This window comes from Blautia sp. BCRC 81119 (assembly GCF_003184505.1).
GTDB classification, from domain to species: domain Bacteria; phylum Bacillota; class Clostridia; order Lachnospirales; family Lachnospiraceae; genus Blautia_A; species Blautia_A fusiformis.
Window position 1 is genome coordinate 18,396 of the sequence record NZ_QJHD01000034.1, and the last position, 25,036, is coordinate 43,431.

At 46.3% G+C, this 25,036-nt stretch carries 22 protein-coding genes; 2 read left to right on the forward strand and 20 right to left on the reverse strand.

Going from position 1 to position 25,036, the window contains the following annotated elements:
* Positions 1–80 precede the first annotated feature (80 nt).
* Positions 81–1,649 carry a DUF3794 and LysM peptidoglycan-binding domain-containing protein gene (locus DMI82_RS17295; RefSeq protein WP_021653079.1) on the reverse strand — a complete coding sequence of 523 codons (1,569 nt, stop codon included), beginning with the start codon at positions 1,647–1,649 and terminating at the stop codon, positions 81–83.
* Positions 1,650–1,652: 3 nt separating this feature from the next.
* Positions 1,653–2,108, reverse strand: a complete 456-nt coding sequence (locus tag DMI82_RS17300; protein ID WP_110104075.1) for a protease complex subunit PrcB family protein — start codon at positions 2,106–2,108, stop codon at positions 1,653–1,655.
* A 215-nt stretch (positions 2,109–2,323) separates the two neighbouring features.
* On the opposite strand from DMI82_RS17300, the gene DMI82_RS17305 reads away from it, so the two are divergent.
* Entirely contained in the window at positions 2,324–3,064 is a 741-nt protein-coding gene (locus DMI82_RS17305; protein ID WP_022427300.1) for a lysophospholipid acyltransferase family protein, read from the forward strand.
* Between the two features lie 55 nt (positions 3,065–3,119).
* Here the strand turns inward: DMI82_RS17305 and pflA are convergent, their stop codons facing one another.
* The 6 genes from pflA to DMI82_RS17335 form a co-directional block, all read right to left on the reverse strand.
* Positions 3,120–3,869 carry a pyruvate formate-lyase-activating protein gene (gene pflA, locus DMI82_RS17310; protein ID WP_022427299.1) on the reverse strand — a complete coding sequence of 250 codons (750 nt, stop codon included), beginning with the start codon at positions 3,867–3,869 and terminating at the stop codon, positions 3,120–3,122.
* A gap of 8 nt (positions 3,870–3,877) precedes the next feature.
* Positions 3,878–6,139 (reverse strand): formate C-acetyltransferase, encoded by a 2,262-nt coding sequence (gene pflB, locus DMI82_RS17315; protein ID WP_235812376.1) that lies wholly within the window; start codon positions 6,137–6,139, stop codon positions 3,878–3,880.
* 1,059 nt (positions 6,140–7,198) lie between these two features.
* A complete protein-coding gene (locus DMI82_RS17320) occupies positions 7,199–7,921 on the reverse strand; it encodes an amino acid ABC transporter ATP-binding protein (protein WP_021651269.1) in 723 nt (240 codons plus the stop codon).
* Positions 7,914–9,416 carry an ABC transporter permease subunit gene (locus DMI82_RS17325; RefSeq protein WP_022427099.1) on the reverse strand — a complete coding sequence of 501 codons (1,503 nt, stop codon included), beginning with the start codon at positions 9,414–9,416 and terminating at the stop codon, positions 7,914–7,916. Before DMI82_RS17325 ends, DMI82_RS17320 begins: the two co-directional genes overlap by 8 nt.
* 15 nt (positions 9,417–9,431) lie before the next feature.
* A complete protein-coding gene (locus DMI82_RS17330; RefSeq protein WP_021651267.1) occupies positions 9,432–10,289 on the reverse strand; it encodes a PfkB family carbohydrate kinase in 858 nt (285 codons plus the stop codon).
* Positions 10,290–10,326: 37 nt separating this feature from the next.
* On the reverse strand, positions 10,327–11,295 hold the full coding sequence (locus DMI82_RS17335) for an SIS domain-containing protein (protein ID WP_022427098.1): 969 nt from the start codon (positions 11,293–11,295) through the stop codon (positions 10,327–10,329).
* Between the two features lie 291 nt (positions 11,296–11,586).
* On the opposite strand from DMI82_RS17335, the gene DMI82_RS17340 reads away from it, so the two are divergent.
* The gene (locus DMI82_RS17340) at positions 11,587–12,309 is read left to right on the forward strand and encodes a GntR family transcriptional regulator (protein ID WP_022427097.1); all 723 of its coding nucleotides are present in this window, start codon (positions 11,587–11,589) and stop codon (positions 12,307–12,309) included.
* A 145-nt stretch (positions 12,310–12,454) separates the two neighbouring features.
* Here the strand turns inward: DMI82_RS17340 and DMI82_RS17345 are convergent, their stop codons facing one another.
* The 12 genes from DMI82_RS17345 to DMI82_RS17400 form a co-directional block, all read right to left on the reverse strand.
* The gene (locus DMI82_RS17345) at positions 12,455–13,450 is read right to left on the reverse strand and encodes a D-alanyl-D-alanine carboxypeptidase family protein (RefSeq protein WP_022427096.1); all 996 of its coding nucleotides are present in this window, start codon (positions 13,448–13,450) and stop codon (positions 12,455–12,457) included.
* Positions 13,451–13,702: 252 nt separating this feature from the next.
* Positions 13,703–14,398: a 50S ribosomal protein L1 gene (rplA, locus tag DMI82_RS17350; protein WP_015525334.1), complete on the reverse strand. Its 696-nt coding sequence runs from the start codon at positions 14,396–14,398 to the stop codon at positions 13,703–13,705.
* A gap of 95 nt (positions 14,399–14,493) precedes the next feature.
* A complete protein-coding gene (gene rplK, locus DMI82_RS17355) occupies positions 14,494–14,919 on the reverse strand; it encodes a 50S ribosomal protein L11 (RefSeq protein WP_015525333.1) in 426 nt (141 codons plus the stop codon).
* Between the two features lie 68 nt (positions 14,920–14,987).
* Positions 14,988–15,509: a transcription termination/antitermination protein NusG gene (gene nusG, locus DMI82_RS17360; RefSeq protein WP_015525332.1), complete on the reverse strand. Its 522-nt coding sequence runs from the start codon at positions 15,507–15,509 to the stop codon at positions 14,988–14,990.
* A 15-nt stretch (positions 15,510–15,524) separates the two neighbouring features.
* The gene (gene secE / locus DMI82_RS17365; RefSeq protein ID WP_021651261.1) at positions 15,525–15,731 is read right to left on the reverse strand and encodes a preprotein translocase subunit SecE; all 207 of its coding nucleotides are present in this window, start codon (positions 15,729–15,731) and stop codon (positions 15,525–15,527) included.
* A gap of 25 nt (positions 15,732–15,756) precedes the next feature.
* The gene (gene rpmG / locus DMI82_RS17370; protein ID WP_044961412.1) at positions 15,757–15,906 is read right to left on the reverse strand and encodes a 50S ribosomal protein L33; all 150 of its coding nucleotides are present in this window, start codon (positions 15,904–15,906) and stop codon (positions 15,757–15,759) included.
* Between the two features lie 335 nt (positions 15,907–16,241).
* Complete coding sequence (locus DMI82_RS17375) at positions 16,242–16,979, reverse strand: SDR family NAD(P)-dependent oxidoreductase (protein ID WP_059086341.1); 738 nt, start codon at positions 16,977–16,979, stop codon at positions 16,242–16,244.
* Position 16,980: 1 nt separating this feature from the next.
* On the reverse strand, positions 16,981–18,798 hold the full coding sequence (locus DMI82_RS17380; RefSeq protein ID WP_059086342.1) for a thiamine pyrophosphate-binding protein: 1,818 nt from the start codon (positions 18,796–18,798) through the stop codon (positions 16,981–16,983).
* Complete coding sequence (locus DMI82_RS17385; RefSeq protein WP_022427094.1) at positions 18,791–19,945, reverse strand: LicD family protein; 1,155 nt, start codon at positions 19,943–19,945, stop codon at positions 18,791–18,793. Before DMI82_RS17385 ends, DMI82_RS17380 begins: the two co-directional genes overlap by 8 nt.
* Positions 19,946–19,976: 31 nt before the next feature.
* Entirely contained in the window at positions 19,977–22,256 is a 2,280-nt protein-coding gene (locus DMI82_RS17390) for a LicD family protein (protein ID WP_015525327.1), read from the reverse strand.
* 3 nt (positions 22,257–22,259) lie between these two features.
* Positions 22,260–23,561 carry an adenylyltransferase/cytidyltransferase family protein gene (locus tag DMI82_RS17395; protein ID WP_015525326.1) on the reverse strand — a complete coding sequence of 434 codons (1,302 nt, stop codon included), beginning with the start codon at positions 23,559–23,561 and terminating at the stop codon, positions 22,260–22,262.
* Between the two features lie 7 nt (positions 23,562–23,568).
* Positions 23,569–24,933, reverse strand: a complete 1,365-nt coding sequence (locus DMI82_RS17400) for an acyltransferase family protein (RefSeq protein ID WP_022427093.1) — start codon at positions 24,931–24,933, stop codon at positions 23,569–23,571.
* Positions 24,934–25,036: the final 103 nt, after the last annotated feature.

Consider the following 25,036-nt stretch of genomic DNA (forward strand, 5'->3'; position numbering starts at 1 on the left):
ATTTGTACTTTGTATACAGTATTTATACATGTATTTTATATGATTTTTACATTCTTTTCAACAGCAAAATATTCCACTTTTTATTTGATCTGACCTTCCACTTTTTTCACAACAAGAAGCGGAGTTCCCGGAGAGGGTTCCTGATTTTCCTTGAGAGCATTGATCGTCCGGATCTCCTGGATAGATGTGTGATATTTCCTTGCGATATCCCACAATTCATCTCCCGGTTTTACCATATAAACCAGGATTCCCGGCATAGCCTGGAGTTTTTTCATATCCAGTGGTTTTTCCTCTACTTTCTCAATGATAAATACCGGTTCTCTGGCAACTGCCAGAAGCTCCAGTCCTACAGTTGCCCGAATCTCGATCTCATTTCCATCTGCCATGGCTGCGGAAAGCTGCTCCAGCTTTGCTTTTAACTGATAACAGCTGTCCTGTCGGATCCCTCTTGCTTCCACCATATGGGAAAACGGTATCATTGCCTCCATGGAATAAAACGGCATATCATCATTTCCAATAATGTACAGGATCTTCAGCATGACCACGCCATCTGCCTGCACACCGTTCTCTACGATCCTGGTCTTATCGATCTTCACTTTTCCCTGACTGTGACACAGCTGGAGGACTTTTCCCTGAGTCTCCTTTACCTGGATCCTGTCACTGATCCTGCATCTGGAAAAATTACGTACCAGAAGCCGTTCCAGTACCTCATTCTTTCCTTCCGGAACACATTCACGGATCGGTGTATACACATCGGTAATGAGATCATATTCCTCTTCCCTGAAAAATTTCATATCCAGCTCCAGCACAACATCCGAAACAAGGATCCGTTCTTCCCCATCGACATCCGGTTTGGCCTCCAGACTCTGATGCATCACCGAAGCTTCGATCAGCGGGATCAGTTCCTCCGTGCAGTCCGGACATTCCACTTCTCCGGAAAAAGGCAACGAATATTCCAGCCACTGCACCGGGGCTTCTGTATCTTCTGCTCCGTACAGCACAAAAACGGACAGCTCTCCCCTTGCCTTTACCACATTTTCCTCCGGCTTCAGATCCAGTCCCCGTACATCCATAGTATACCAGATCAGGCTGGCGATATCCGGACGATTGGAGGCAATGGTATACTCATCCTTGATCCGGAGTGTATCTTTTTTATGTACGGTAAGTCCCAGAAAACGGACTGTTTTTTTTCTGACTGATACCTCTTCTGCATCCAGCGCCACCGGAAGGCGGATCTGTTCCGTTTCATCCACAGTCGCACAAAAAGTTACCAAAGCTTTGATATTGAGCTTTCTGGAATGGATCAGGCGGATCGTAAGATCTTCAATTTCCCACTTCAGACACATTTTATCCCCGTTTATGATATTCTTCAGGTTCAAGGTTTCCTCAAATGGAAGTTTTGCAGTAAGACTGCTGACGATCCCTCTTTCTTCCCCCACATAAAGAATATCTACCTGCAGATTTCCCGTAAGAATACCTTTCCCGTCAGTAAGACGAACATCATCCATAATGATCCTGCCCTTATTCTGGATCAGTCTTCCTGCATCCGGTTTTGCATCCGGTACATTAAAATCCTCATCAAAAGTGATCTGACTTTTTGCCCTGCTTTTTTCCTTTAATATCTGCATGCTTTCTTTTTTTAATTCCACAGTCTATTCCCCTTTCTCCGACTCTTTTTTCACCGGACTGCTGCTTTCCCGGAACGTTACCGGCTTTTCCTGTTTCCGGGTTTTTATCACAATGCAGGGATAGGACGGAACTCCTGCCTCCTTAAGATCCTCCGGTCCAAGAAGTTTTGTAACAAAAAATATCCCATTCGAGGATTCTCCAAGCTCCTCTACCTGGATGCTGTATCCGCCACTCATCTGCCGCCCGTACCCTTTGGCCAGGTAAAGATCCTCTCCGGTTTCATAACTCAGCTGAAATTCCTTTTCCTTTTTTTCTTCCATAAGCCTGGAAAGCTCCTCCGGGATATCCCGGCGTTCCACAACGGTGTAATCTACCGGTTTTCGTTCTTCTTCCTCCACCTGGACAAATCGACACCCGGAAAGCAGCAGTGCCAGCACGGCAGCTGTCAGCACGATCCGCAGAAATACTGCTTTTTTCATAATATAAGCCACCTGCATGATTCGTTACTGTTCACTCCGTTCTCAGTAACACGCTTTGCGGAAGATCACCAGTAAACAGTAACCATTATTCAGTATTTATTCTATGTGAGCAGGGAAAGATTTATTGCAACTATCGGATTTTCTTCGTATAATATAAAAATACCATCTTACTGCGGAACTCTCCGCAAGTATCTATAACAGAAAGGACAAAAGACATGATTCGATTCATACTTGTCTGTATCGTGGTGATCGCCTATCTGGTGCTGACCATTCCGGTTCTCCTTGTAGAATGGATCATCGGGAAATTTTCTCCCATGACTAAGGATATCAGCTCTCTGCGCATGGTACAGGCCATATTCAAATTCATCCTGTGGATCACAGGCGCCAAAGTCACCGTCATCGGCGAAGAAAACGTTCCAAAGGATCAGGCTGTTCTCTATGTAGCAAACCACCGAAGCTATTTCGACATCCTGCTCACCTACAGCCGCTGTCCGATCCGCACCGGCTATGTTGCCAAGAAGGAAATGGAGCATTATCCGCTGCTCTCCAACTGGATGCGCAATCTCTACTGTCTCTTTCTCGACAGAGAGGATATCAAGCAGGGTCTGAAAACGATCCTTCAGGCTGCAGACTATGTGAAATCCGGCATTTCCGTATGTATCTTCCCGGAAGGAACCCGAAATAAAAATGCTGATGAAACAGAAATGCTGCCTTTCCATGACGGCAGCTTCAAGATCGCGACCAGAGCCAAAAGCCCGATCATTCCTATTGCGATCAGCAACTCTGCCAATATCTGGGAGGCCAATTTCCCGAAGATGACACCTACACACGTAGTGATCGAATATGGCAAGCCTATCATTCCTTCAGAGCTTGACCGGGATACTCAGCGCCGCTTAGGTTCCTATACACAGGATATCATCAAAGAAATGCTGATCAAAAACAAAGAACTGGTGTGAACATCAAAAAAACCATATCTATGTCTGTTTTTCGACATAAGATATGGTTTTTTTATTACTGTGTACCTGCTCCCAGGATTTTTTCCGCATTTTCGATCCGTTCTTTTGTTGGCGGATCAATTCCCTTCAGCGGATAATCAATATGCAGATTTTCCCATTTAAAGGTTCCGAGTGTGTGATATGGAAGAACCTCCACTCTCTCAACTGTCTTCAGTGTTGCGATAAAGTCAGCCAGCCGGTGGAGATAGTCATCCCGGTCATTGCGTTCCGGAACCAGTACGTGACGGATCCACATGGATACGCCCATATCGGAAAGCTTCCGGGCCATGGCAAGGATATTTTTATTGGTACATCCTGTGAGGATCTTATGCTGTTCCTCATCAATGTGCTTGATATCCAGCATGACAAGATCTGTGTACTTCATCAGCTCTTCCCATTTTTCATACCACGGACCCTCTTCTGTGTAAGGGTTGCCGCTGGTATCAAGTGTTGTGTGGATCCCAAGTTTTTTTGCTTTTCTGAACAGCTCAGTAAGGAAATCGATCTGTAACAGTGGCTCGCCTCCACTCACAGTAATACCGCCCTTACTTCCCCAGTAAGAGCGGTATCGACAGGCTTTTTCAAGCAGCTCATCTGCTGTGTACTCCGTCCCTGTTTTCATTTGCCAGGTGTCCGGATTGTGGCAGAACTGACAGCGCATGGCGCAGCCGCTCAAAAAGATCACATACCGGACTCCTGGTCCGTCAACAGAGCCGAAGCTCTCCAGTGAGTGGACGTAGCCAGTGATTTTTTTCTGGTCGTCCATATTTTTTATTACATCCTTTCGTGGCAGGTTCTTGCGATAACGTCAAGCTGCTGCTCTCTTGTAAGGTCGATGAACTTAACAGCGTATCCGGAAACACGGATCGTGAAGTTTGCATACTCCTCTTTTTCCGGATGCTCCATAGCATCGATAAGTTTCTCTTTACCGAATACGTTTACATTGAGGTGATGTGCACCACGATCAAAGTATCCGTCAAGTACATTTACAAGATTCTCTGTACGCTCTTCCTCAGAATGGCCAAGTGCATCCGGGTTGATCGTCTGAGTATTGGAGATTCCGTCAAGGGCATCCTCATAGTCAAGCTTTGCAACAGAGTTCAGGGAAGCAAGAAGTCCGTTCTGCTCTGCGCCGTAAGACGGGTTTGCTCCCGGTGCCAGAGGCTCGCCGGCTTTTCTTCCGTCCGGAAGAGATCCTGTAGCTTTACCATAAACAACGTTGGATGTGATGGTAAGGATGGATGTGGTTGGCTTGGAATCACGATAGGTATGGATGTGTTTCAGTTTCTCAAGGAATGTGGAAAGCAGAGTTGTTGCGATCTCGTCTGCTCTGTCATCATCGTTACCATAACGTGGGAAGTCACCCTCAACCTGGAAGTCTGTTGTGATTCCGTCCTCGTCACGGATTGCTTTTACTTTTGCATATTTGATAGCGGAAAGGGAATCTACTACGTGTGAGAATCCGGCGATACCTGTTGCGAAGGAACGGTCAACCTTTGTATCGATAAGTGCCATCTCAGCTGCCTCATAGTAGTATTTATCATGCATGTAGTGGATCATGTTCAGTGTTCCAACATACAGATGTGCAAGCCAGTCCATCATCTGATCATATTTTGCGATTACTTCGTCATAGTCAAGGTACTCGGAAGTGATCGCCTGGTACTGAGGTCCTACCTGCTGTTTTGTCTTCTCATCAACACCACCGTTGATCGCGTAAAGAAGACATTTTGCAAGGTTAGCACGAGCACCGAAGAACTGCATCTCTTTACCGGTCTCTGTAGCAGATACACAGCAGCAGATGCTGTAGTCATCGCCCCATACCGGACGCATAACATCATCGTTCTCATACTGGATGGAACTTGTTGTAACAGAGATGTCTGCTGCATATTTCTTGAAGTTCTCAGGCAGTCTTGAAGAGTAGAGAACTGTAAGGTTCGGCTCCGGAGCCGGTCCCATATCCTCAAGTGTATGAAGGAAACGATAGTCGTTCTTTGTTACCATGGAACGTCCGTCCTGTCCCATACCTGCTACTTCCAGAGTTGCCCATACCGGGTCACCGGAGAAGAGCTGGTTGTAAGACGGGATACGAGCGAATTTAACCATACGGAATTTCATTACGATATGGTCAACAAGCTCCTGTGCCTCTTTCTCTGTAAGAGTTCCGTTCTCAAGGTCTCTCTCAATATAGATATCAAGGAATGTGGAGATACGTCCAACACTCATTGCAGCTCCGTTCTGAGTTTTGATCGCTGCAAGATATCCAAAGTACAGCCACTGGAATGCTTCCTTTGCATTCTTAGCCGGCTGGGAAATATCAAAGCCATAGATCTGAGCCATTTCTTTCATCTTCTTCAGAGCACGGATCTGATCTGCGATCTCCTCACGAAGCTGGAAGTCATAACGTCTCATACCCTGACGGTCGCATGCTGCGAAGTCTTTCTCTTTACCTGCGATCAGATGATCAATTCCGTAAAGAGCAACTCGTCTGTAATCACCTACGATACGTCCACGTCCGTAAGTATCCGGAAGTCCTGTAAGGATCTTGTTGTGACGTGCTCTCTTCATCTCCGGTGTGTAGATATCGAATACACCCTGGTTGTGTGTTTTGAACTCATAGTTGTTGAAAACATCTTTGATCTTGTCGCTTACATGGTATCCGTAAGTCTCACATGCCTGCTCTGCCATTTTGATTCCGCCGTATGGCATGAAAGCACGTTTCAGAGGTTTGTCTGTCTGAAGACCTACAACCTGCTCAAGATCTTTCAGCTCCTCATCGATATATCCAGGACCATATGCTGTGATTCCTGTTACTACCTCTGTCTCCATATCAAGAACGCCGCCTTTTGCACGCTCTTCTTTCTGAAGCTCCTGAAGCTTGCCCCAGAGTTTATCTGTTGCCTCTGTTGGTGCTTCCAGGAAGGAAGCATCTCCATCATATGGTGTATAGTTCATACTGATGAAATTACGAACATCGATCTTCTCTTTCCAACGATCACCCTTAAAACCATTCCACTGTTCAAAATCAACTTTTGCCAATTTGTTACACATCCTTTCCTGTTGTCTCAATATTTCGTTCACTGTCCGCGCAGTTAGTAATATATAACATTTCTCATGACGACCATAAGATAACAGATTCCGAATTTAAAGTCAACAGCTTGGAAGTATGTTCTTTATAATATACATGTAATTGTATTATTGATAAAAATAATGAGAAAATTGTACCAGATATTGTACAATGTCGGGCGTCTGACGGAGGGCTTTTCCTTTCCAGGGGGGACACTTTGGCAGTGGGGTTTCCCTTTCTGGGGGACACTTTGGCGTGGGCAAGTTTGCGAGGGGGAAAGGCGCTCGGAGTTACGAAGCCCGCTTTTCCCCCTCGCGCTCCCCCTTTCCGGGCACGTCGCTGTTCTGCGCTGTGGTATGGGGTAGTGTATTGGCAAATGCCTGTATGCTGCTGTATTGGTGGCATCAGGCTGAGCCGATTTTTTTTCGCCGGACGGAAGGCGGTCTGCGCAGCAGACCTGTTCCTGGTGGTTGTTGTATTGCTGGCGCTGATCTGCTCCTGCCTGTTGTTCTATTGCTGGAGCTAATCTGCTCCTGCCTGTTGTATTGCTGGTGCTGACCTGCTCCTGCCTGTCGCTGTATTGCCGGCGCTCACTTGCTCCCGTCTGTTGTCGCATCACTGGCATAGACCTACTTCTGCCTGTTGCTATATTGCCGGTGCTCACTTGCTCCCGTCTGTTGTCGCATCACTGGCATAGACCTACTTCTGCCTGTTGCTGTATTGCCGGCGCTCACTTGCTCCCGTCTATTGTCGCATCACTGGCATAAACCCGCTCCCATTAACAACAGGGAACAGGCCCGCTGCGCGGGCCGCTTTCCCGTCCGACGAAATAAAAATCGGCTCAGCCTGACACTGCCAATACAGCAGCATACAGGACTAAGCCGATAAATTAACACACTCCAAGGCGTAGCACAGCGGCGTGCCCGGAGGGGTGGGGTGTGGGGAGGGGAAACGGGCTTCGCAACTCCGAGTGCCTCCCCTCCCCACGAATTTCCCCGCTTTTTCAAAGCAGAACTTTTCCACGAAAAACCCTACAACACTTTGGAAAGAAACTCCTTCGTCCTTTCCTCTCGAGGATCCCCAAACAGTTCTTTCGGATTTCTATCCTCAAGAATCACCCCATCATCCATAAAGAGCACTCTGTCGCTGACCTCCCTTGCAAATCCCATCTCATGGGTAACCACCAGCATGGTCATGCCTTCTTTTGCAAGCTCCTTCATAACCTCAAGAACCTCTCCGACCATCTCCGGATCAAGAGCTGATGTCGGCTCGTCGAACAGAAGCACCTGGGGATTCATTGCAAGGGCTCTGGCAATGGCAACCCTCTGCTTCTGTCCGCCTGAAAGCTTTCCTGGATAGACATCGGCTTTTTCTTCAAGTCCGACTCTTTTCAAAAGAGCCCTCGCCTTCTGATCAGCTTCCGCTACATTCCATTTGCCAAGGCGCACCGGCGCAAGGGTGATATTTTTCAATACTGTCATATTTGGAAACAGATTAAAATGCTGAAAAACCATTCCCACATTTTCCCTGAATTTATCTACATCCAGCTTCGGATCCAGAAGTTGCTGTCCGTTTACGGTGATCTCGCCTTCCTCCGGTTTTTCCAGAAGGTTCAGACAGCGCAGAAATGTAGATTTTCCGGAGCCGGACGGACCGATGATACAGATACACTCACCCTTGTTTACGTGAGTTGTGATTCCCTTTAATACGTGTACGTCCCCGAAGGACTTTTTCAGATTTTTAACATCAATCACTTTCTCTCAGTCTCCTTTCAAATCTCTTCAGCAGAAGGCTCAGGCACTTCACGATCAGATAGTACATGATACCTGCAACGATCAGCGGTATGAACATCTGATAAGTACGGGAAGAAACATAGCTTGCCGCTTTTGTCAGATCCATGATACCTACATAACCTAAAATAGATGTTTCTTTGATCAGCTGGATAAACTCATTACCCATTGCCGGAAGGATGGTTTTTACAGCCTGCGGAATGATAATGAAACGCATGGTATCTTTATACCCAAGACCCAGAGAACGACCAGCCTCGCTCTGGCCCTTGTCTACAGATAAAATACCTCCGCGGATAACCTCGGAAACATATGCACCGCTGTTGATACCGAAGCTGACCACTGCTGCCACATATCCCAGCCTGCTGTGGAACACTGCAAAATAGATGATCATCAGCTGAAGGACTGACGGTGTTCCACGGATCACATCAACATAAATATCCGCGATCGTGGAAAGAATGGTTCTTCTGCCTTTTTTCGCAGCTCCAAGCCGTACCAAAGCCACTACAAGACCGATCAGGATACCTACGATCACTGACAAAAGGGAAACGATCAGCGTAATCCCAAGACCGTTAATATAAAACTTCCAACGATTATCCTGAAGGAAAATAAAGCTTAAAAGTCCCAGAAAACCATCGGTTGCTGCTACATCTGTCACATCCTCGCTGTTTTCAAGTGTGTCCACAAAATACTTCTGATAAAGATCATCATATTCCCCGGATTTTTTTACTTTTGCAAGCCCGTCATTGATGATCTGGACAAGCTCTGTGTTTCCTTTTTCAATACAGAAAACCGTATCCTCTGCTGTACTTGGCACGGACTCATACTGCAGGTCTGAGTTCTGTTTGCAGTAGATCTCAGCCATGATATTGTCGATCAGAACTGCATCTGCTCCACCGTTTTTCAGCTCCATGACTGCACTGGAAGCGTTTTTAAATCTTTTTACTTTGGCATCCTTAACTTCACCGTAATCGGTAGTCTCGCCGGATGCGATCATATCACTCTGTGCACCCTCCAGAACTGCAACGGTTTTTCCGGACATCTCCTCAAAATCCTTGATCGGATTATCCTTACGGCTGATGATGCACTGTGTACCGGTGTAATAAACATCGGAAAAATCAACGCTTTTTTTACGGTCCTCCGTAGGTCCGATCCCGGCTGCGATCACCTGTACATCACCAGCCTCCATGGAACCCATCAGGGAATCAAAGGGCATATCCTTCCATACCAGCTTTACGTTTTCTTCCTTGGCGATCGCCTCCAGAAGATCGTAATCAAAACCTGTAATATTTCCATTATCATCTAGGTATTCAAATGGTGAATACTCTGCGTTCGTTCCTATGATGATGGTCTGCTGTTCTGCCGCTTTTACTGCCACTGCACTGCTGAAATATACCGGCAGAGCCATGATCATACACAGTACAAAACAGATAAGCGCTCTGCTTTTTCCATTGCGTCCCATTATTTTCCCCTCCTGCTATTCATATTTTTTTCCGTAGCCAAAAGCACCTTCCATGCCACAGATGCACGCTGCAAAAGCAGCTGCCTCTTCAAGACTTTCACAGATCGCGGTTTCCTCCGCCATGCCGTTTTTCCTTCTTCCGATATACCCGGTAAGGAAAGATGCGATCAGTGAATCCCCGGCGCCAAGAGTATCTTTTACTTCCGTAAGCGGCGCTGCCGGCTGTCGGTAAAAATTCCTTCCGTCATAAAGAATGCAGCCCCTGGCTCCTCTGGAGGCCATGGCAAGCTTCGGCCCCATGGAGATGATCTTTTTCAGATGCTCTTCTGCCTCCTGGTCGGTTCCGTCAAAGGAGCAAAATGCGTAAGTAACCTCCGGTGCTGTTTTTTCATAATATTCCTCTGTGGAATCATCAGAAAAGTCAAAAGAAACCGGAATTCCCGCCTCTTTGATCTTATGCAGCTCTTCCTCCGTAAAAGAGTAATTTCCGCTATGTACCACATCAAAGCCTTTCATATATTCCAGATCAAAACGATCAAGGATATACGGTGTTTTTCCACGGATACCACCATCATTAAAATCCAGGAACTCACGGTCTCCGTCTTTTAATGTGATCCTGGAATAACCGTTCTCGCCATGCAGCTGTCTGCACTTTACGGTTTCCACGCCGATTTTTTCCAGTGTATCCATGATCAGTTCTGCTCTGTCGTCATCTCCGAAATATCCCATATACGCTGTTTTTTCACATCCGGCCATCTTTCCGTAAACACTGACGTTTACGCAGTTTCCGCCTGGATACATGGTTTTCAGATGATCATAGATATCCACTACATTGTCTCCGAAGCCAAGAAGCTTTGTACTGTATTTACTCATATTTTCCCTTTCTCTGTGCACAGGCACAGCAGCACCTTTAGTACTCTACAACGCCCATATATCTTCTCATATCCAGCGGATGACGGCGTTTATCCTGGAGAGCGGTACGGTAAACGGTCGTCATGGTGTAGAACAGCATCGGAGTAAAATATTCCACACAGCTGTCATCAATTGCTTCCATACCAAGCTTATCTGCATCAATCACTTCGTATTTCTTTCCGTATTTTTCAAGGAAAGTCAGCACACGCGCATCCATCATACGGTTTCTGCCCCGGCTCATCATAAGGATATAAAGATGATCCTCATCCGTTACCTCAAACGGTCCATGAAAATATTCCGCACTGTTCAGATAACCGCAGTCCATCCACTGCATTTCCTGAAGTGAGCAGATCGCAAAGCCATATGCCTGAGAATAGGAAGCTCCCGATGCCATGATATAAAGGTTCGGTTCCTCTGAATATTTTTCTGCAAAAAGCCATGCTGCATTCTGCTGATCCTTCACTGCAGTTGCAATAACATCATCGATCTTTTCAAAGCCTTCCACGATCTTATCGTAAAGCTTATATCCCGGCTCCTGTACCTTCATCAGCTCATTAAGAATACGAAGTACGATTCCCTGAGGCTTCTCTGCTTCTTTTACCCCCGGTGCCCAGTCGTATACAACGGAGATCCATTTATCGGTATCACATGGGGAACCTGGCGCATGTGTCATTGTAACAACAGCCGCACCTGCATCCATTCCTGTTTTTGCTGCCTCCAAACACTCCTTTGTCTTGCCGCTGTGAGAGCAGATGATCAGAAGACTGTCTTTTCCCAGCTTCTTCGGCGGTGTCAGTGCAAACTCTCTTGCAGGGATCCACTGTGCATCCATCACTGCGGATTCCGCACGGACAAAATAATATCCCGGATACAGATCCACAAGAGATCCTCCGCATGCAAGAAAATACACATTTTTGATTGTTCCATGCTCTTTGTTGATCTTATTTACGATTTTTACTACGTCCATTTTCATCCTCCGGTTTTCGTGGAAATTCGTCTGAGAATCCTCTGAATCCATTGAAAATACAGGTTTTTTCGGATTTTCAGATGAATTTCTCCTTCTTGTACTTTTGCATTTTACCTTTTTGAAGAATATAACATATTATAACGTTATAGTAAAGAGTATATTCATGATTTATGATTAATTATTCATCCAATGTCCCTTCTGACGCACTGCAGAGGTTTGTCCCTTACTGGACAAATACATCCGCACTATAGTAAAATATCTTTTATGAACAACCTCAGAAAGGATATTTTCATGTTAAATAAAAATTCGATCCAGCCGCTTTACAAGCAGCTTATGGATATCATCACCCAGCAGATCAAAAACGGTACTTATAAGCCCGGAGAAAAAATCCCTCCTGAGCCGGAGCTTGCCGATCTTTACCATGTCAGCCGGATCACTGTCCGACGTACCGTGGAGGAGCTTTGCACACAGGGCTATCTTATCAAGCATCAGGGAAAAGGAACCTTTGTAAAATCCCCCATGATCTTCCGGAAATTTGAATCCCAGAAAAATATGAGCTTTTCCGAATCCTGCCGTCAGAATGACCGGATTCCGGAATCTCACGTACTGTCCTTCTGCAAAAAACCTGCGAACAGCGTAACCTCTGATTTTCTGCAGCTTACTTCGGATGAGGAAGTTTTTTTCCTGGAACGTCTTCTTCTGGCTGACAGTATTCCGGTTATTGATGTTCACACCTGGCTCCCCACACGGCTTTTCCCGGATTTTGATCCGAACGCTGTAGAAAACGGTTCTTTTTTTGAATATATCAAAAACACCTACCGCTGTACGATCGCAGAATCCAGCCGCAGCACCATTTCTGTTACTGCAGCCTCCCCGGATATGGCAAAAACTTTGCGTCTGTCTTCCGGCGATCCCGTGCTGATCCTGGATTCCTATATGGAAGCTCCTGATGGAAATCCGCTTTACATCAGCCGTGAATACATTGCAGGTTCCCGCTATACGATTTCATTTTGAAGAATCAAAAAACGGCACAGAAGCGTTATGCTGCCAATACAGCAGCATACACCTCTGTGCCAGTGTTTATTTATCCAAAAATATTACTGTTCACTCCGTTCTCTGCAACACGCTTCGCGATACACAAAATTTGTCCTTTATCTTTTCAAGACTCCGATCCATCACTGCCTGTCATCTGTGCCTCAATGGCCTTTCCAAGGCGGTTATAGATCGTCACCGCATCCTCCACATGGAGTGGGCTTCCGGTATTTCCCGATGCGCCTGCCGTTACCAGTATGTATTCCCTGTCGTAAATCTCTGCAAAGCTTGCAAGACACAGACCCGCCTCGCTGGTATATCCTGTCTTGCCGCCCAGGATCTTGCCGCCGGTAACGGAAGGGTCAGAAAGATTTTTGAACATGGTACTGTAATATGTGATCCCGCTGGGATGGATATTCGTCACTCCTGTGGAATGCCGCGGACTCTCAATGATCTCTCTGAACGTATCGTTCCGAAGCGCATACCTGAGCAGCACCGCAATATCTCTCACTGTACTGTAATGATCCGGATCATGAAGCCCTGTCGTATCACAGAAATGTGTATCATTCATTCCAATCCTCTGTGCCTTCTTATTCATCAGCTCCACAAATCCATCCCTGGAACCGCCTACGGTATCCGCCAGTGCGATACAACACTCCGCACCGGATGGCAGCATGGCACCATAAAGAAGGTCGATGGCCCGCACGGTCTCACCGGGCTGAAAGCCTGCCTGGGTGGCATCCTGCTCATAAAGCCCCTGGAACATTTCCTGGGTCAGAGTGATCTCCTGATCCAGATCATCCAGGTTCTCAATAGCCACGATCACCGTCATGATCTTCGTCATGGAAGCCGGATAGATCTTCTCATCGCCCTTCATATTTCCGATGATCTTTCCGCCTTTTACCTGCATCAGCACTGCGTAGGGACTGTTGATACCGCTCATCTCAAGCTTACGGACAACCGGTCTCTGCAGAGACTCCATCCAGTCACCTACCCCTTTATTCCAGCCGATGATCACTACAAGTGTCAGGATCACGATAGCCTCTACCACCAGGCAGAGTATCATTTTTATTTTGTTTACCTGTTTTTTTATTTTCTTCGCTTTACGCTTTTTTGATCTCAATTTATACTCCCTGTTCCGACAAATTCATCTGTAAGTTTTACTTACAGAAACGTTTTCCCCATCTTTTTTATATTAACATGATTATTATTTTCTTCTGTAAAATCTATATGAAAAAGCTCTGATGAGCTTTCGGTCTGTTACAACTCTGTTTGTGCCTTATTGTAGGATTTTTGCCCCCAAAAATCAAGGTGTATAAATGTATAAAAAAATACCCCATACAAAGTTTCCTCTGTACAGGGTATTTAAAATTTATTACTGAGCTAATTTAATCGGGTTAAGCTTAACACCAGGTCCCATTGTCGGAGCGATTGTAACGCTCTTCAGATACTGACCTTTCAGTGTGCTAGGTCTAGCCTTTGTGATAGCTCCCATAAGCGTCTGGAAGTTGTCGCTTAACTGCTCCTCGGTAAAGGAAGCCTTTCCGATCGGAACATGGATGATGTTGGATTTGTCAAGACGATACTCGATCTTACCTGCTTTAATGTCGTTAACAGCTTTTGTTACGTCCATTGTTACAGTACCAGCTTTCGGGTTTGGCATTAAACCTTTCGGTCCAAGTACACGACCAAGACGACCTACAACGCCCATCATATCCGGTGTTGCAACTACAACGTCAAAGTCAAGCCATCCCTCGTTCTGGATCTTCGGAATGAGGTCCTCAGCTCCTACGAAGTCTGCTCCTGCTGCCTTTGCCTCTTCTGCCTTAGCATCTTTAGCAAATACAAGTACACGAACTTTTTTACCTGTTCCGTGTGGCAGAACAACTGCTCCACGGATCTGCTGATCTGCGTGACGTCCATCGCAGCCTGTACGGATGTGAACTTCGATGGTCTCGTCGAACTTAGCTACAGCTGCTTTTTTAACAAGGCTGATAGCCTCTGGTGCATCATATAATGTTGCGCGGTCTACTGCTTTCGCAGCTTCCACATATTTCTTTCCTCGTTTCATTTCTATAACCTCCTGTGGTATTTGCGGGGAAAAGCCCTCCCACTTGAAAATTTCACTTTTTCTACGGGAACCCCGAACTTAAGCTTCGGTATTTATTAGTCTACGACTTCGATTCCCATACTTCTTGCTGTACCGGCGATCATGCTCATAGCAGCCTCGATGGATGCTGCGTTGAGGTCTTTCATCTTCAGCTCAGCGATCTCCTGAACCTGTGCCTTAGTAACTTTAGCTACTTTGGTCTTGTTCGGTGTACCGGAACCAGATTTGATGTTTGCAGCTTTCTTAAGAAGAACTGCTGCCGGCGGAGTCTTGGTTATGAAGCTGAAACTTCTGTCAGCGTAAACAGTGATGACAACCGGGATGATAAGATCTCCCTGATCAGCTGTTCTTGCGTTGAACTCCTTAGTAAACTGTACGATGTTTACACCATGCTGTCCAAGAGCCGGACCTACAGGTGGTGCTGGAGTTGCTTTACCAGCCGGAATCTGTAATTTGATATATCCTGTTACTTTCTTTGCCATTTTCGGCACCTCCTATGTGGTATTGGCGGGGGTGTGTCCCTCCCACTTGCTGTTACCTTGTTTTTGAATTACTCAGCTTTTTTGATTTCTGTGAAACTTATTTCTACCGGTGTTTCACGACCGAAAAGCTCAACATTGATCGTTACCGTCTGTTTCTGCATGTTGATACCTGTGATCACACCTGCGGTATCTTTCCATGCACCACCGGTAACGACTACCATGTCGCCCTCTGCGAAGTCCACTTCGATATCCGGTTTCTGGATACCAAGCGGCATCATTTCCTCTTCTGTAAGAGGCACAGGCTTTGATCCCGGTCCTACGAATCCTGTAACACCGCGGGTATTACGGACAACGTACCAGGTATCGTCATTCATCACCATATTGAGAAGCACATAGCCTGGAAACATCTTTTTCTGAACCTGTCTTGAGGTTCCGTTCTTCATCTCCACTACATCCTGCAGCGGAACACGTACCTCCAGGATCTGGTCTTCCAGGTGTCTGTTCTCGATCGTCTTTTCAATGTTGGCTTTTACCTTGTTCTCATACCCGGAATAGGTATGGACAACGTACCATTTTGCTGCTTCTGACATATAATCACCTTGTCCTTACTTCATTAAGAAATTAATGCATTCCAGAATTCCGGAATCCATTACACTGATAACCACTGCCAGGATGATCGTGATGATCACGACCACAACAGTCTGCTTTGCCAGTGTGGGACGGTCTGTCCAGACAATCTTCTCAAATTCTGACTGAAGTCCCTGAAACCAACTTTTCTTCTGCGGCTTATCCTCAGATTTCTGTTTTTCCATAGCATAACCTCACAAATCTCTGTGATTACTTTGTTTCCTTGTGCAGAGTGTGTGTATGACAGAACTTACAATATTTCTTGGTCTCCATTCTCTCAGGATGGTTCTTTTTCTCCTTCGTCATATTGTAGTTACGCTGCTTGCACTCGGTGCATGCTAATGTAATCTTAACGCGCACAACTTCCACCTCCAGTGTTTTCATTTGCATGGTCTTCTATGCCGCCCGGAACGTATATCCGTCGTCATTTTCGGGCATAAAAAAAAGACCTAACTTCCATGTCGCTCGTCAATTTTATCACAGAGCAGGTGTGCAAGTCAAGCCTTTTTCGCTTAAATATAAAGAATTTCATAGATTCCGTACGGACGTCTCAAGTGCGCAAACCCGATTCTGCTTCGCTGCATTTCGTTTTCGGGACGTCGCCCCTGTACAGGAAGACAGAAGAAGACCCTTATGTGCAGGCACAACATGTCTTCTTCTGTCTTCCTGCGCACTTTCAACTGATAGGCAAGCGGTTAAAAGTAGTCATAACCACCGTGAATATCCACCACACTGCCGTTCATATATCCGTTAGACAGTACTGCATAAGCCATATCCGCCACTTCCTCCACAGTTCCAAACCTGTGGAGTGCGATCTTCCGGTTGATACGGTCATAGCTCTCCTGGGTGCGGGCGCTGTGCCACGGAGTTTCGATGAAGCCAGGTGCAATAGCGTTGACTGTGATGCCCTTTGGCTCAAATTCCTTTACCAGGGATCTTGTCAGGAAATGGATGGCTGCCTTGGTGACTCCATATACAAGGGAGGAAGAATACGCCTGCTGTCCTGCATAGGAACCGGTAAAGAGCACACTGCCGCCCTCTACCATCATGGATCTCAGCTCTTTGACCATAAATACAGGTACGGAAAGATTGGTGTTTACGATCCGTGTCCACTCCTCAAAGCTGTAGTCTTCATATTTTGCGTAGGTACTGATGCCGGCATTGCTTACAAGCCAGTCAATATGGTCTGTCTGCTTTTTCAGCTTCTCCACAAAAACCATCATCTCTTCATAAGAAGACATATCTGCCTTTATCAAAGTCACCTGAGATCTTTTTTCCTCAGGAAGGCTCTCCTGAAACGACAGTGCCTTCTTCTCATCATGTCCATATGTTACGAAGATCCTGTCAGTTTTTGCCGACTCTGCCAGGATCTTTTCGGCGATTCCTCTTCCGATTCCGGAGGTACCGCCTGTGATCACAGTTATTTTTCCCATTTTACAGCTCCATCAGTTCATCAAATATCGGTTTCGGTATATAAGGCTGCTGATTGTGGATCGGCTCACCCAGACAGGTCTTCGGGTATGCGTAGGTTCCATGCTCCAGCATGATCTCCAGAAGCTCCGGCCCGTTCTGCTCCAGGAATCCACCGGCATATTTTTCTACGTCTTCTCCCTGGATGCGCTTTGCAGGAATTCCGTAGGCCTGCGCCACATCTGTAAAATCGCAGGATGAGAATCCGCTGCCATCGGAGGTATCCGCATATACACAGTCAAAATAATCTCTCTGAAGATGACGGATCATTCCCAGCGCCTCATTATTCATTACGATCATCTTCACCGGGATATTCTCGCGCTTCACCCACTGCAGCTCCTGGATATTCATCTGGAAGGCTCCGTCTCCACAGATACATGCCACCGGCTTGCCGGTAGCATAATAAGCTCCGATAGCCGCCGGAAGTGCATATCCCATAGCACCATGTCCGCCGGAAAAAAGTGTCTTCTGCCCCTGCTGATTGTGGAAGGACTGATAGCTCCATACCATATGCTGTCCCACATCCACAGCAACCGCTCCGGTATCGGAAAGCTGATCACTCAAGTATGCGATCATGCGGTTCGGATAACGCTGCGGTGTCTCATCGTCCACTTTCCAGAGTTCCTTACGGATCTTCTGGCAGACAGCAAGCCATTCCTCATAGGAACCGATCTGTGCCTGCTGCTCTGTCAGCTTACGCACCACAGTCTCTGCGCTGACGCAAAAGCATTTCTCACCTTCTCTTCCCGCATGGATCTCTCTTTGAAGATTATAAGGATCAATATCCACACGGATGATTTCGGCATTCTTCGCAAACTCATGAACCTTAGTACCAATCTGACGGGTACACAGGGAAATTCCAAAGCAGAGCAGAAGGTCGCTTTTTGCATTGGCGATCATATTTGCATACCGGTGTCCGTAGGCACCTCCGATGCACCCGAAGTTCAGAGGATCATCAAAGCTCAGTGCGGAACGTGCAAGTACACTTGTGATCACCGGAATGTGATGGGCACGCGCCAGATCTGTGAGCATTTTTTCTGCTTCTCCGGAAGCTCCGTGACCGATCATAAATACCGGCCGTTTTGCAGTCCTGATCTTATTCAGAATATATTCTGCCGCCTCTGCTCCATCAGAAGAATCCGCCTTTGCAACTGCATCCCTGTAAAAGGCTGCCCCGTTTTCCGGATCATTTTTTCCATATACAGCTGTCTCGATCTCTTCCTCGGAAAATTCCATATCATAAGCCGGATCTTCCACCTCGCCTCTCTGCACATTCATAGGAAGATCGATAAGAACCGGCCCCTTCCGTCCTGTATTGGCGATCTGCCATGCAAGATTCAGTTCACGAACGATATTTTTCGGATCACGGACCTGCACCGCGTACTTGGTTACCGGCTTTGCCATGGAAACCATATCGATCTCCTGAAAGCCCTGCTGACGAAGGCCTGTAATACCGGAATATTCATAGGTATTCAGCTGTCCGGTGATAAAAATCACCGGAAGAGAATCGAAATACGCATCTGCCACACCGGAAAGCAGATTGGCAGCTCCCGGACCACTGGTGGCATAGGCACAGCCGCAGGCATTCTTTGCCTGAGCATAACCACAGGCGGCAAAAGCAGCTCCCTGCTCATGATAGCTGGAATGACTTCTTGCATGGGGATTCTTTTCAATGGAATCTACCAGATGTGCGATCATGGTTCCCTGGTATCCAAAAAAATCATGGATCCCTTTTTTCTGCAAAAATTCCACAACATAATCTGTAAGCTTGACCTTAGACATATTTTTTTACCTTCTCCATATACGAGATCCTTCCTGTTTTTTCCAGATACTTAAGATACAGGTCAAAAACCTCCGGATCTGTTTCAAATGCTTCTTCATATTTCAGACAGCGATCATTCATCCTGGTATATCCTGCAAATGCTTTTTCCAGTTCCACATAATCTTCATTTTTGAAGAGATTCCGGATATAGCTGAGCTTTTTGCGATAAGCCAGTGCACAGGTATATTTTTCCCCGCAGAATTTTGCATAATCCCAGCACTGTGCAAGATATTCCCGGTAATTCATTCCAAACTGCCTGCGCTTTTCCCTTTTCTTCCTGACAAAAGCAAATTTCTTCAGTTCCTTTGACTGCTGCAGAAATTCCTCGCATGGAATCAGTGTGCTGCACACCACCAGCGAGCCGGGAACATAGTTTTCCATTGACTTATTTCGATAATTTTTGCCGTAGGCCCGGGTGAGATAGCTGTCTGTGTTTCCCGGGACCATAAAGGATTCTCCTCCAAGCATTGCCTCCCCGGGATTTTCAAAAATATGCGCAGGAAAATAAAGATTCTGGTCAAAATATCGGAGTACATAGGTTTTTGCGCCATCCTGCGGCTGCCGGAGCAGATCCCGGAATATGCTCTTTGCCAGCCAGCCTCGTCCGCAAAGGGAAAGGACTCGCACCATCCAGATACATCCCAGCTCACGCCGGTTCCGCCACTTGCCTTTTTTTCCGTAGATCCTCTTCCATCCCTCTTCGCGCATACGGTTCCAGAGATATTTTCCCTTTGGACCATATTCACACTGCAGCGGAAGGATATTGATCCCCAGTCCCGGATGTTTGTATTTTCCGTACTCGTCCAGCTTATAAAACAACGTATCTTTATCTGTATAACGCAGAAAAAATCCGGGGAAACGGCTGTTATTCTCCATAGATTCCAGAGTTCTGCGCAGCTCTGGTTCTTCATCAAAGATATTTTTAAACCGGGCCATATCACCGGTCTTCATATAAATATCATTGCTTGCCGGATTCATGGGAAAAGGGCGCTCCGTTACCGCACAGAGGGTAAGATACGGAGAAAGATAATATGTGATCTTATTTTTTCTGCATATGGTATCTATTTCTTTTAGAAGTTCCAGTACTTTCTGCTGTTCTCTGTTCAATACACTCTGCCTCGTTTCTGTTGATCTGTCATTACAGGATCCGCTTCAGAAGCTCCTGAAGCTCCTCCTGACTTTTATACTTATCCAGCCAGCTGTTCAGAAATTCTGTCACGTCTGCCTTCTTTGCGAAAAATCCGGTACGCCGGCTTCCATCGTAAAGATCCTCCAGGAAGATCCTGGAAAGCTCATTTTTTATATAGGGATGCGGCTCATGATCCAATGCCAGGAAATAATTTTCGAAGGCTTCCCGGGTACGCCCCTGTTTCTTCCGGATATCTCCCAGAAGCTTGTATACCTCTCCCTGCCATTCCTTATGGACCAGAAAGCTGCGGATCTCCTCTGCCAGATATTCCATCTCGCCCTCTTCCTCACTGCACAGGATCCTGGTACGGCCCTCTGCCAGTGCTTTGGGATAGCCGAATCTCTGCCATGCACAGGTAAGTGCCTCTTTGTACACCGGCTCCTCAAGAGTTCCCTCCCTTGGAGAATTACCGATGATCCCCAGTTCTTTGCAAAGCTCTCTCACCAGCTCTTCCAGCTCCCCTTTTGTACGGACGGAAGATACCTTCGCAAGATAAAGAGCGCCTCTGATCTCCTCATCCTCCGGCATCAGTCTGCTCCAGAACTCCATCAGAGAGAGTGCTTCTGATCTTCTCTGGCTTCCAAGCAGATCCCGACAGTCCCGGATCGCCTGGGACTTCTGTTTTTTCAGGAATTTATCCAGTTCCAGCTGCACAATGCCGTTATTGGTGCATTCTCTGGCTTTCAGATACTCTGCCATTGCTTCGTTCCGGAGGCCCTTTTTCCAGAGAAGATCCCCCTTATATTTCATAAAATATCCATCCTGGGGAAATACTCTCAGGCAGTAAGACAGAAATTTCTCCGCTTCTGAAGCATTCTGCGGTCCTTCCAGGCGCTCCATCACAAACCGGCATTTAAATTTCAGGAATCCCGGAGCATCCGGATATTTTCTGAGAAGATCATCCACAATCGCCTCTGCTTCCTGCATTTCTTTAAATTCATAGTGGCTGGCTGCTTTTCGGAAACGTCGGATATCCTCCACTGTCTGCTCCATTTCCGGAGTAAGATGATCCATTTTCTTGCGTACCTCGTACATACGGTATGCCTTGGAAACACGCTCCTGATAGATCAGTGTCAGCATGGCCGCCTGAAAAGCCTCATCCTCCAGCGGGATCAGGACCGGATGATAGAACGGACGGATCCCCTTAAAATCCTCACGTCCGATAAACTCCATGCTGAGCTGTACACGGTAATACTCCTCAAAGATCTCACCAAGCACATCATATCTTCTCTCTTTCAGCAGGGTCTCCGCTGTTTTTTCGGATCTCATCAGTCGGGCAGACACATCCCGGGCTACAACACCGGCTTTGATCCTTCTTCGTCTGTCATCCTGTTTATGGTCTCCCTTTGCCATAAGAAGGCAGTAGAATTTGCGGAAAAGCATCTGTCTGCGGATACGTTTTTTGTCGATCCTTGGCATATATTCATCCCGCACCTCCTGATAGCTGGCGCCCGGAACATCAACAGACTCATGAGATTCTCTTTCCCCATGAGGCGGTATATAGGACCATTCGTCCCCGTAATGCCAGATCAGATAATCGCTGGTCCTGTGAGGAATCATAACCTTTTCGCCCTCGAAGTCCATATATTTTACAGGGAACATCATATCCTTGTCAAAAAGAAACGGGCAGCCTCCCCATCGCATGGCATAGCGGCTGCACTCCTCTTCTTTATAAGAAAACATGATCTTCTCCAATTTCTTTAAGGTTCTGTCCTTTCCGCAGAAGGTATAGCGGAAAAGCCAGTACAGATACCGCCAGGGAGAAATTTCCCATCTGACTCCCACGACCATGCTGATATTCAGAAGTTCCGTATAGATCATCATATGGTCCCGGTATTTCTCATACTCACGGTCATCATCCGGAATGGGATCCAGAGTCAGTACGTCAATGATCTCACCAGCCTTGTCGTCTCCTATGATCTGATGCTTGTGGATCGCACAGGTATCCGTACTTCCGTAGCGCGGAAAACCGTTGGTATAATTACGGTCCACTTCTGCACAATAAACCGCCCGGTTCGGCGGCATCTCGTTCTGACATATTTCTACAAATTTATCCCAGTCACTTTTGGGCATGTAAATGTCCACATCATCGTCCCATGGGATAAAGCCTTCATTTCGAAGAACACCGATCAGAGTACCTCCGGCCATTACATATCTAAGATCATGCTTTTTGCAGATCGCGTCAACCTCTCGGAAGAGCTGCAAAAGAAGCTTCTGTTTTTCTGTCATCTGTCAACCTCTTTGATTAATTATTTTCAAAAGCTCAGCCAGAGTTTCTGATTCTTCATAAAAAAATCTCGTACATTCTGTCCGTCTGTCACGGATCATGATGACCAGCTCCTGAAGCAGATAGCGAAGACCATTTCCCTCAAAATTAAAGCTGTAGCGTTTCAGGAATTCCTGACCTTCTATTTTGGCTTCAAAATATCCGGTATTCCACCAGTCACCGGGTACGGTGATACGCCCCCTGGTTCCGATGATCGCAAGCTCGTTTTCCACATCCACCGTTGTTCCGATCTCAATGGTCGCCAGTGCCCGGAGATACTTCATCGTGATCATATCATAAATAAAGCAGCCGTCACTGCTTTTCACTGCATTGCTCTTCACCTCCAGGTAATCCTTACCGAGAAGCTTGATGCATGCACACAGCGCCTGGCTGACTGTTTCGCTGAAATTTTTTCCGCCCTCAAAATCATCCTGAGAAATCGCGCATTTTACAGCTACCACATCTCCCACAAGCGCTCCATGTGTCAGCCAGACAAGCTGCGTAAACGCGCGCAGATAGACCATGGTAAGCTTCTCTACCAGAACAACCTGATGTGCCTTTGCCAGTGCAAACAGCTCTCTTATCTCTTCCGGCTCCAGAGCCATAGGCGTGTCACTGATCACATATTTATCACATTCCAGTGCCTTTCGGATATAATCTGCCCTGTTTTTCAGACCGGATCGGATATAAATGATATCCAGTCCTTCCAGAAACTGCCCGTAATCTGTACCATAAGAGTCAAGTTCGTATCTGTCACAGAATTCTCTCGCAACAAAAACGTCCTCGGAATACACACTTTCTACATGCAGTCCGCTGACATACTTGGACTCCATCACCATTTCGTTGTCCTCTGTATCATCCGTAACAATGCCCATGCTGTAGATCATACCCTCACTTCTGAGCTTGGTACTGGAAATATTTTTGGTACGTTCCAGATAAACGACCTCACAGTAATTCTTCAGATAATCAAATTTGCCACGCCAGTCCGAACCGACTACCAGAAGGTCGATATTGTATTTTGTAATGTCATTTAGCTTCTGCCCCTGATATTCCTCTACAATGATCTCATCCGCAAAACCAGTCTTGCGGACATTTTCGATACGCTTCAGAAGGCTGTCCTGTACATTCAGCTTGCCGCGTTCGATATCATAGCTTTCACTGGTGACACCCACAACAAGATAATCCCCCAGCTCCCTGGCTCTTTTCAGAATATTGTAATGTCCCTGGTGGAACAGATCAAAGGTACCGTAAGTAATGACTTTTTTCATTATTAATTTAATCCTGCGCTTTCTCTTCTTTATTTTTCAAAAGCACTTCCATTTCCCCCTGCGGTTCTGTGATCTTTAATATATCATCCAGGTCCTGGAGCTGCTCAAATTCCTGTGGAGCTCCGGCATCATCCATGCCTTCCTCCATCTCAAGATCCTCATCTACAAAGAAATCCTCGCCACGGATTTCTTCCGTCTCTTCTGTCTCATGTTCCAGTACAGCCGCCACATCGTCCTTCACCTTACGTGCATCCTCCTCGTCCAGAGTTGCCGCAAGCTCCTCAATGGCTTTCTTTCTTTTCAGTATGATCTCATAACGGTCATCTTCATCATATTCATCCTCAAGTCCTTCATCCTGCACCTGCCTCTCACGTTTGAACAGAATAAATGTAAGCAGGTTTAGTACCCCTCCGTAGAGGAAAGATACCGGCTTGCTTCCAAGGATCAGCACAAGCATCCAGGATACTCCGAAAAGCACCCAGACATTCAGCATCTGCGGGATGCTGAGAAGAAGCAGGCCGTTGAGTACGATCATGATCGGATAATGGAAAAAATAAATCCCCATGGTATTTCTTCCAACAAAGGTAACCGGCAGCTTCACATCCGGGATCAATGCCAGAAACGTCAGCACCAGCACAAAAGATACCAGATACATCAGAAGGCGGATCAGCATTCCTGTGATATCATCCATTCCCGATAACTGATACGTATGATTCCCACGGAAAATATCTACCGGGATCTCATTGGCGATCATAAAATTCGGAACTGCATACAAAAGCAGGGCTGAAACCAGGAGCAGGATCCATTTACCCTTGAATTTACGGACCACGTCTGTGTAATCACTCTTCCACAGATAGCCTGCCACAAAAAACGGAAAAAATACAACAATCCTGGAGCTTGAAAGATAAGTCGTAAATTCCGGTCTTGTTCCTGCCCACAATGCAAAAATAATGCTCAGAGGCACGATAAAACGTATCTTGCCAAGTGCTTCGATAGTCAGCCTGTAGATAAACAGTGCCAACACATACCACATAACTGTTCCGGACGGACGGAGCAGCTCATAATCCATGCTTCTGCCGGTCCAGATATAAGCATACCAGGTCAGACTGTATCCAAGAATATAAGGGATCAGCAGATTCTTCACATTCTTCAGTACATCCTGTGGCTTCTTGGAAAGATATCCAGATATAAAAATAAAAGCAGGCATGTGAAAAATGGTGATCCCATACCATACATAACGCACCACCATGTCCACCTTGACCAGCTGAAATGCGATCAGATGATTAAATACGACAAGAAAGATCAGTACTACTTTAATGTTATCGACCAGGTAAGAATACGGAACTCCCTGGCTATCCGTTCTCTGTTTCATTTGTTTCCACCTTGTAATATTTGATAAAAGTATGAATAAATAATAACATATATTTATGAATTTGGAAATAAAGAATTAATATATGTCAGAATTATTCACCTCT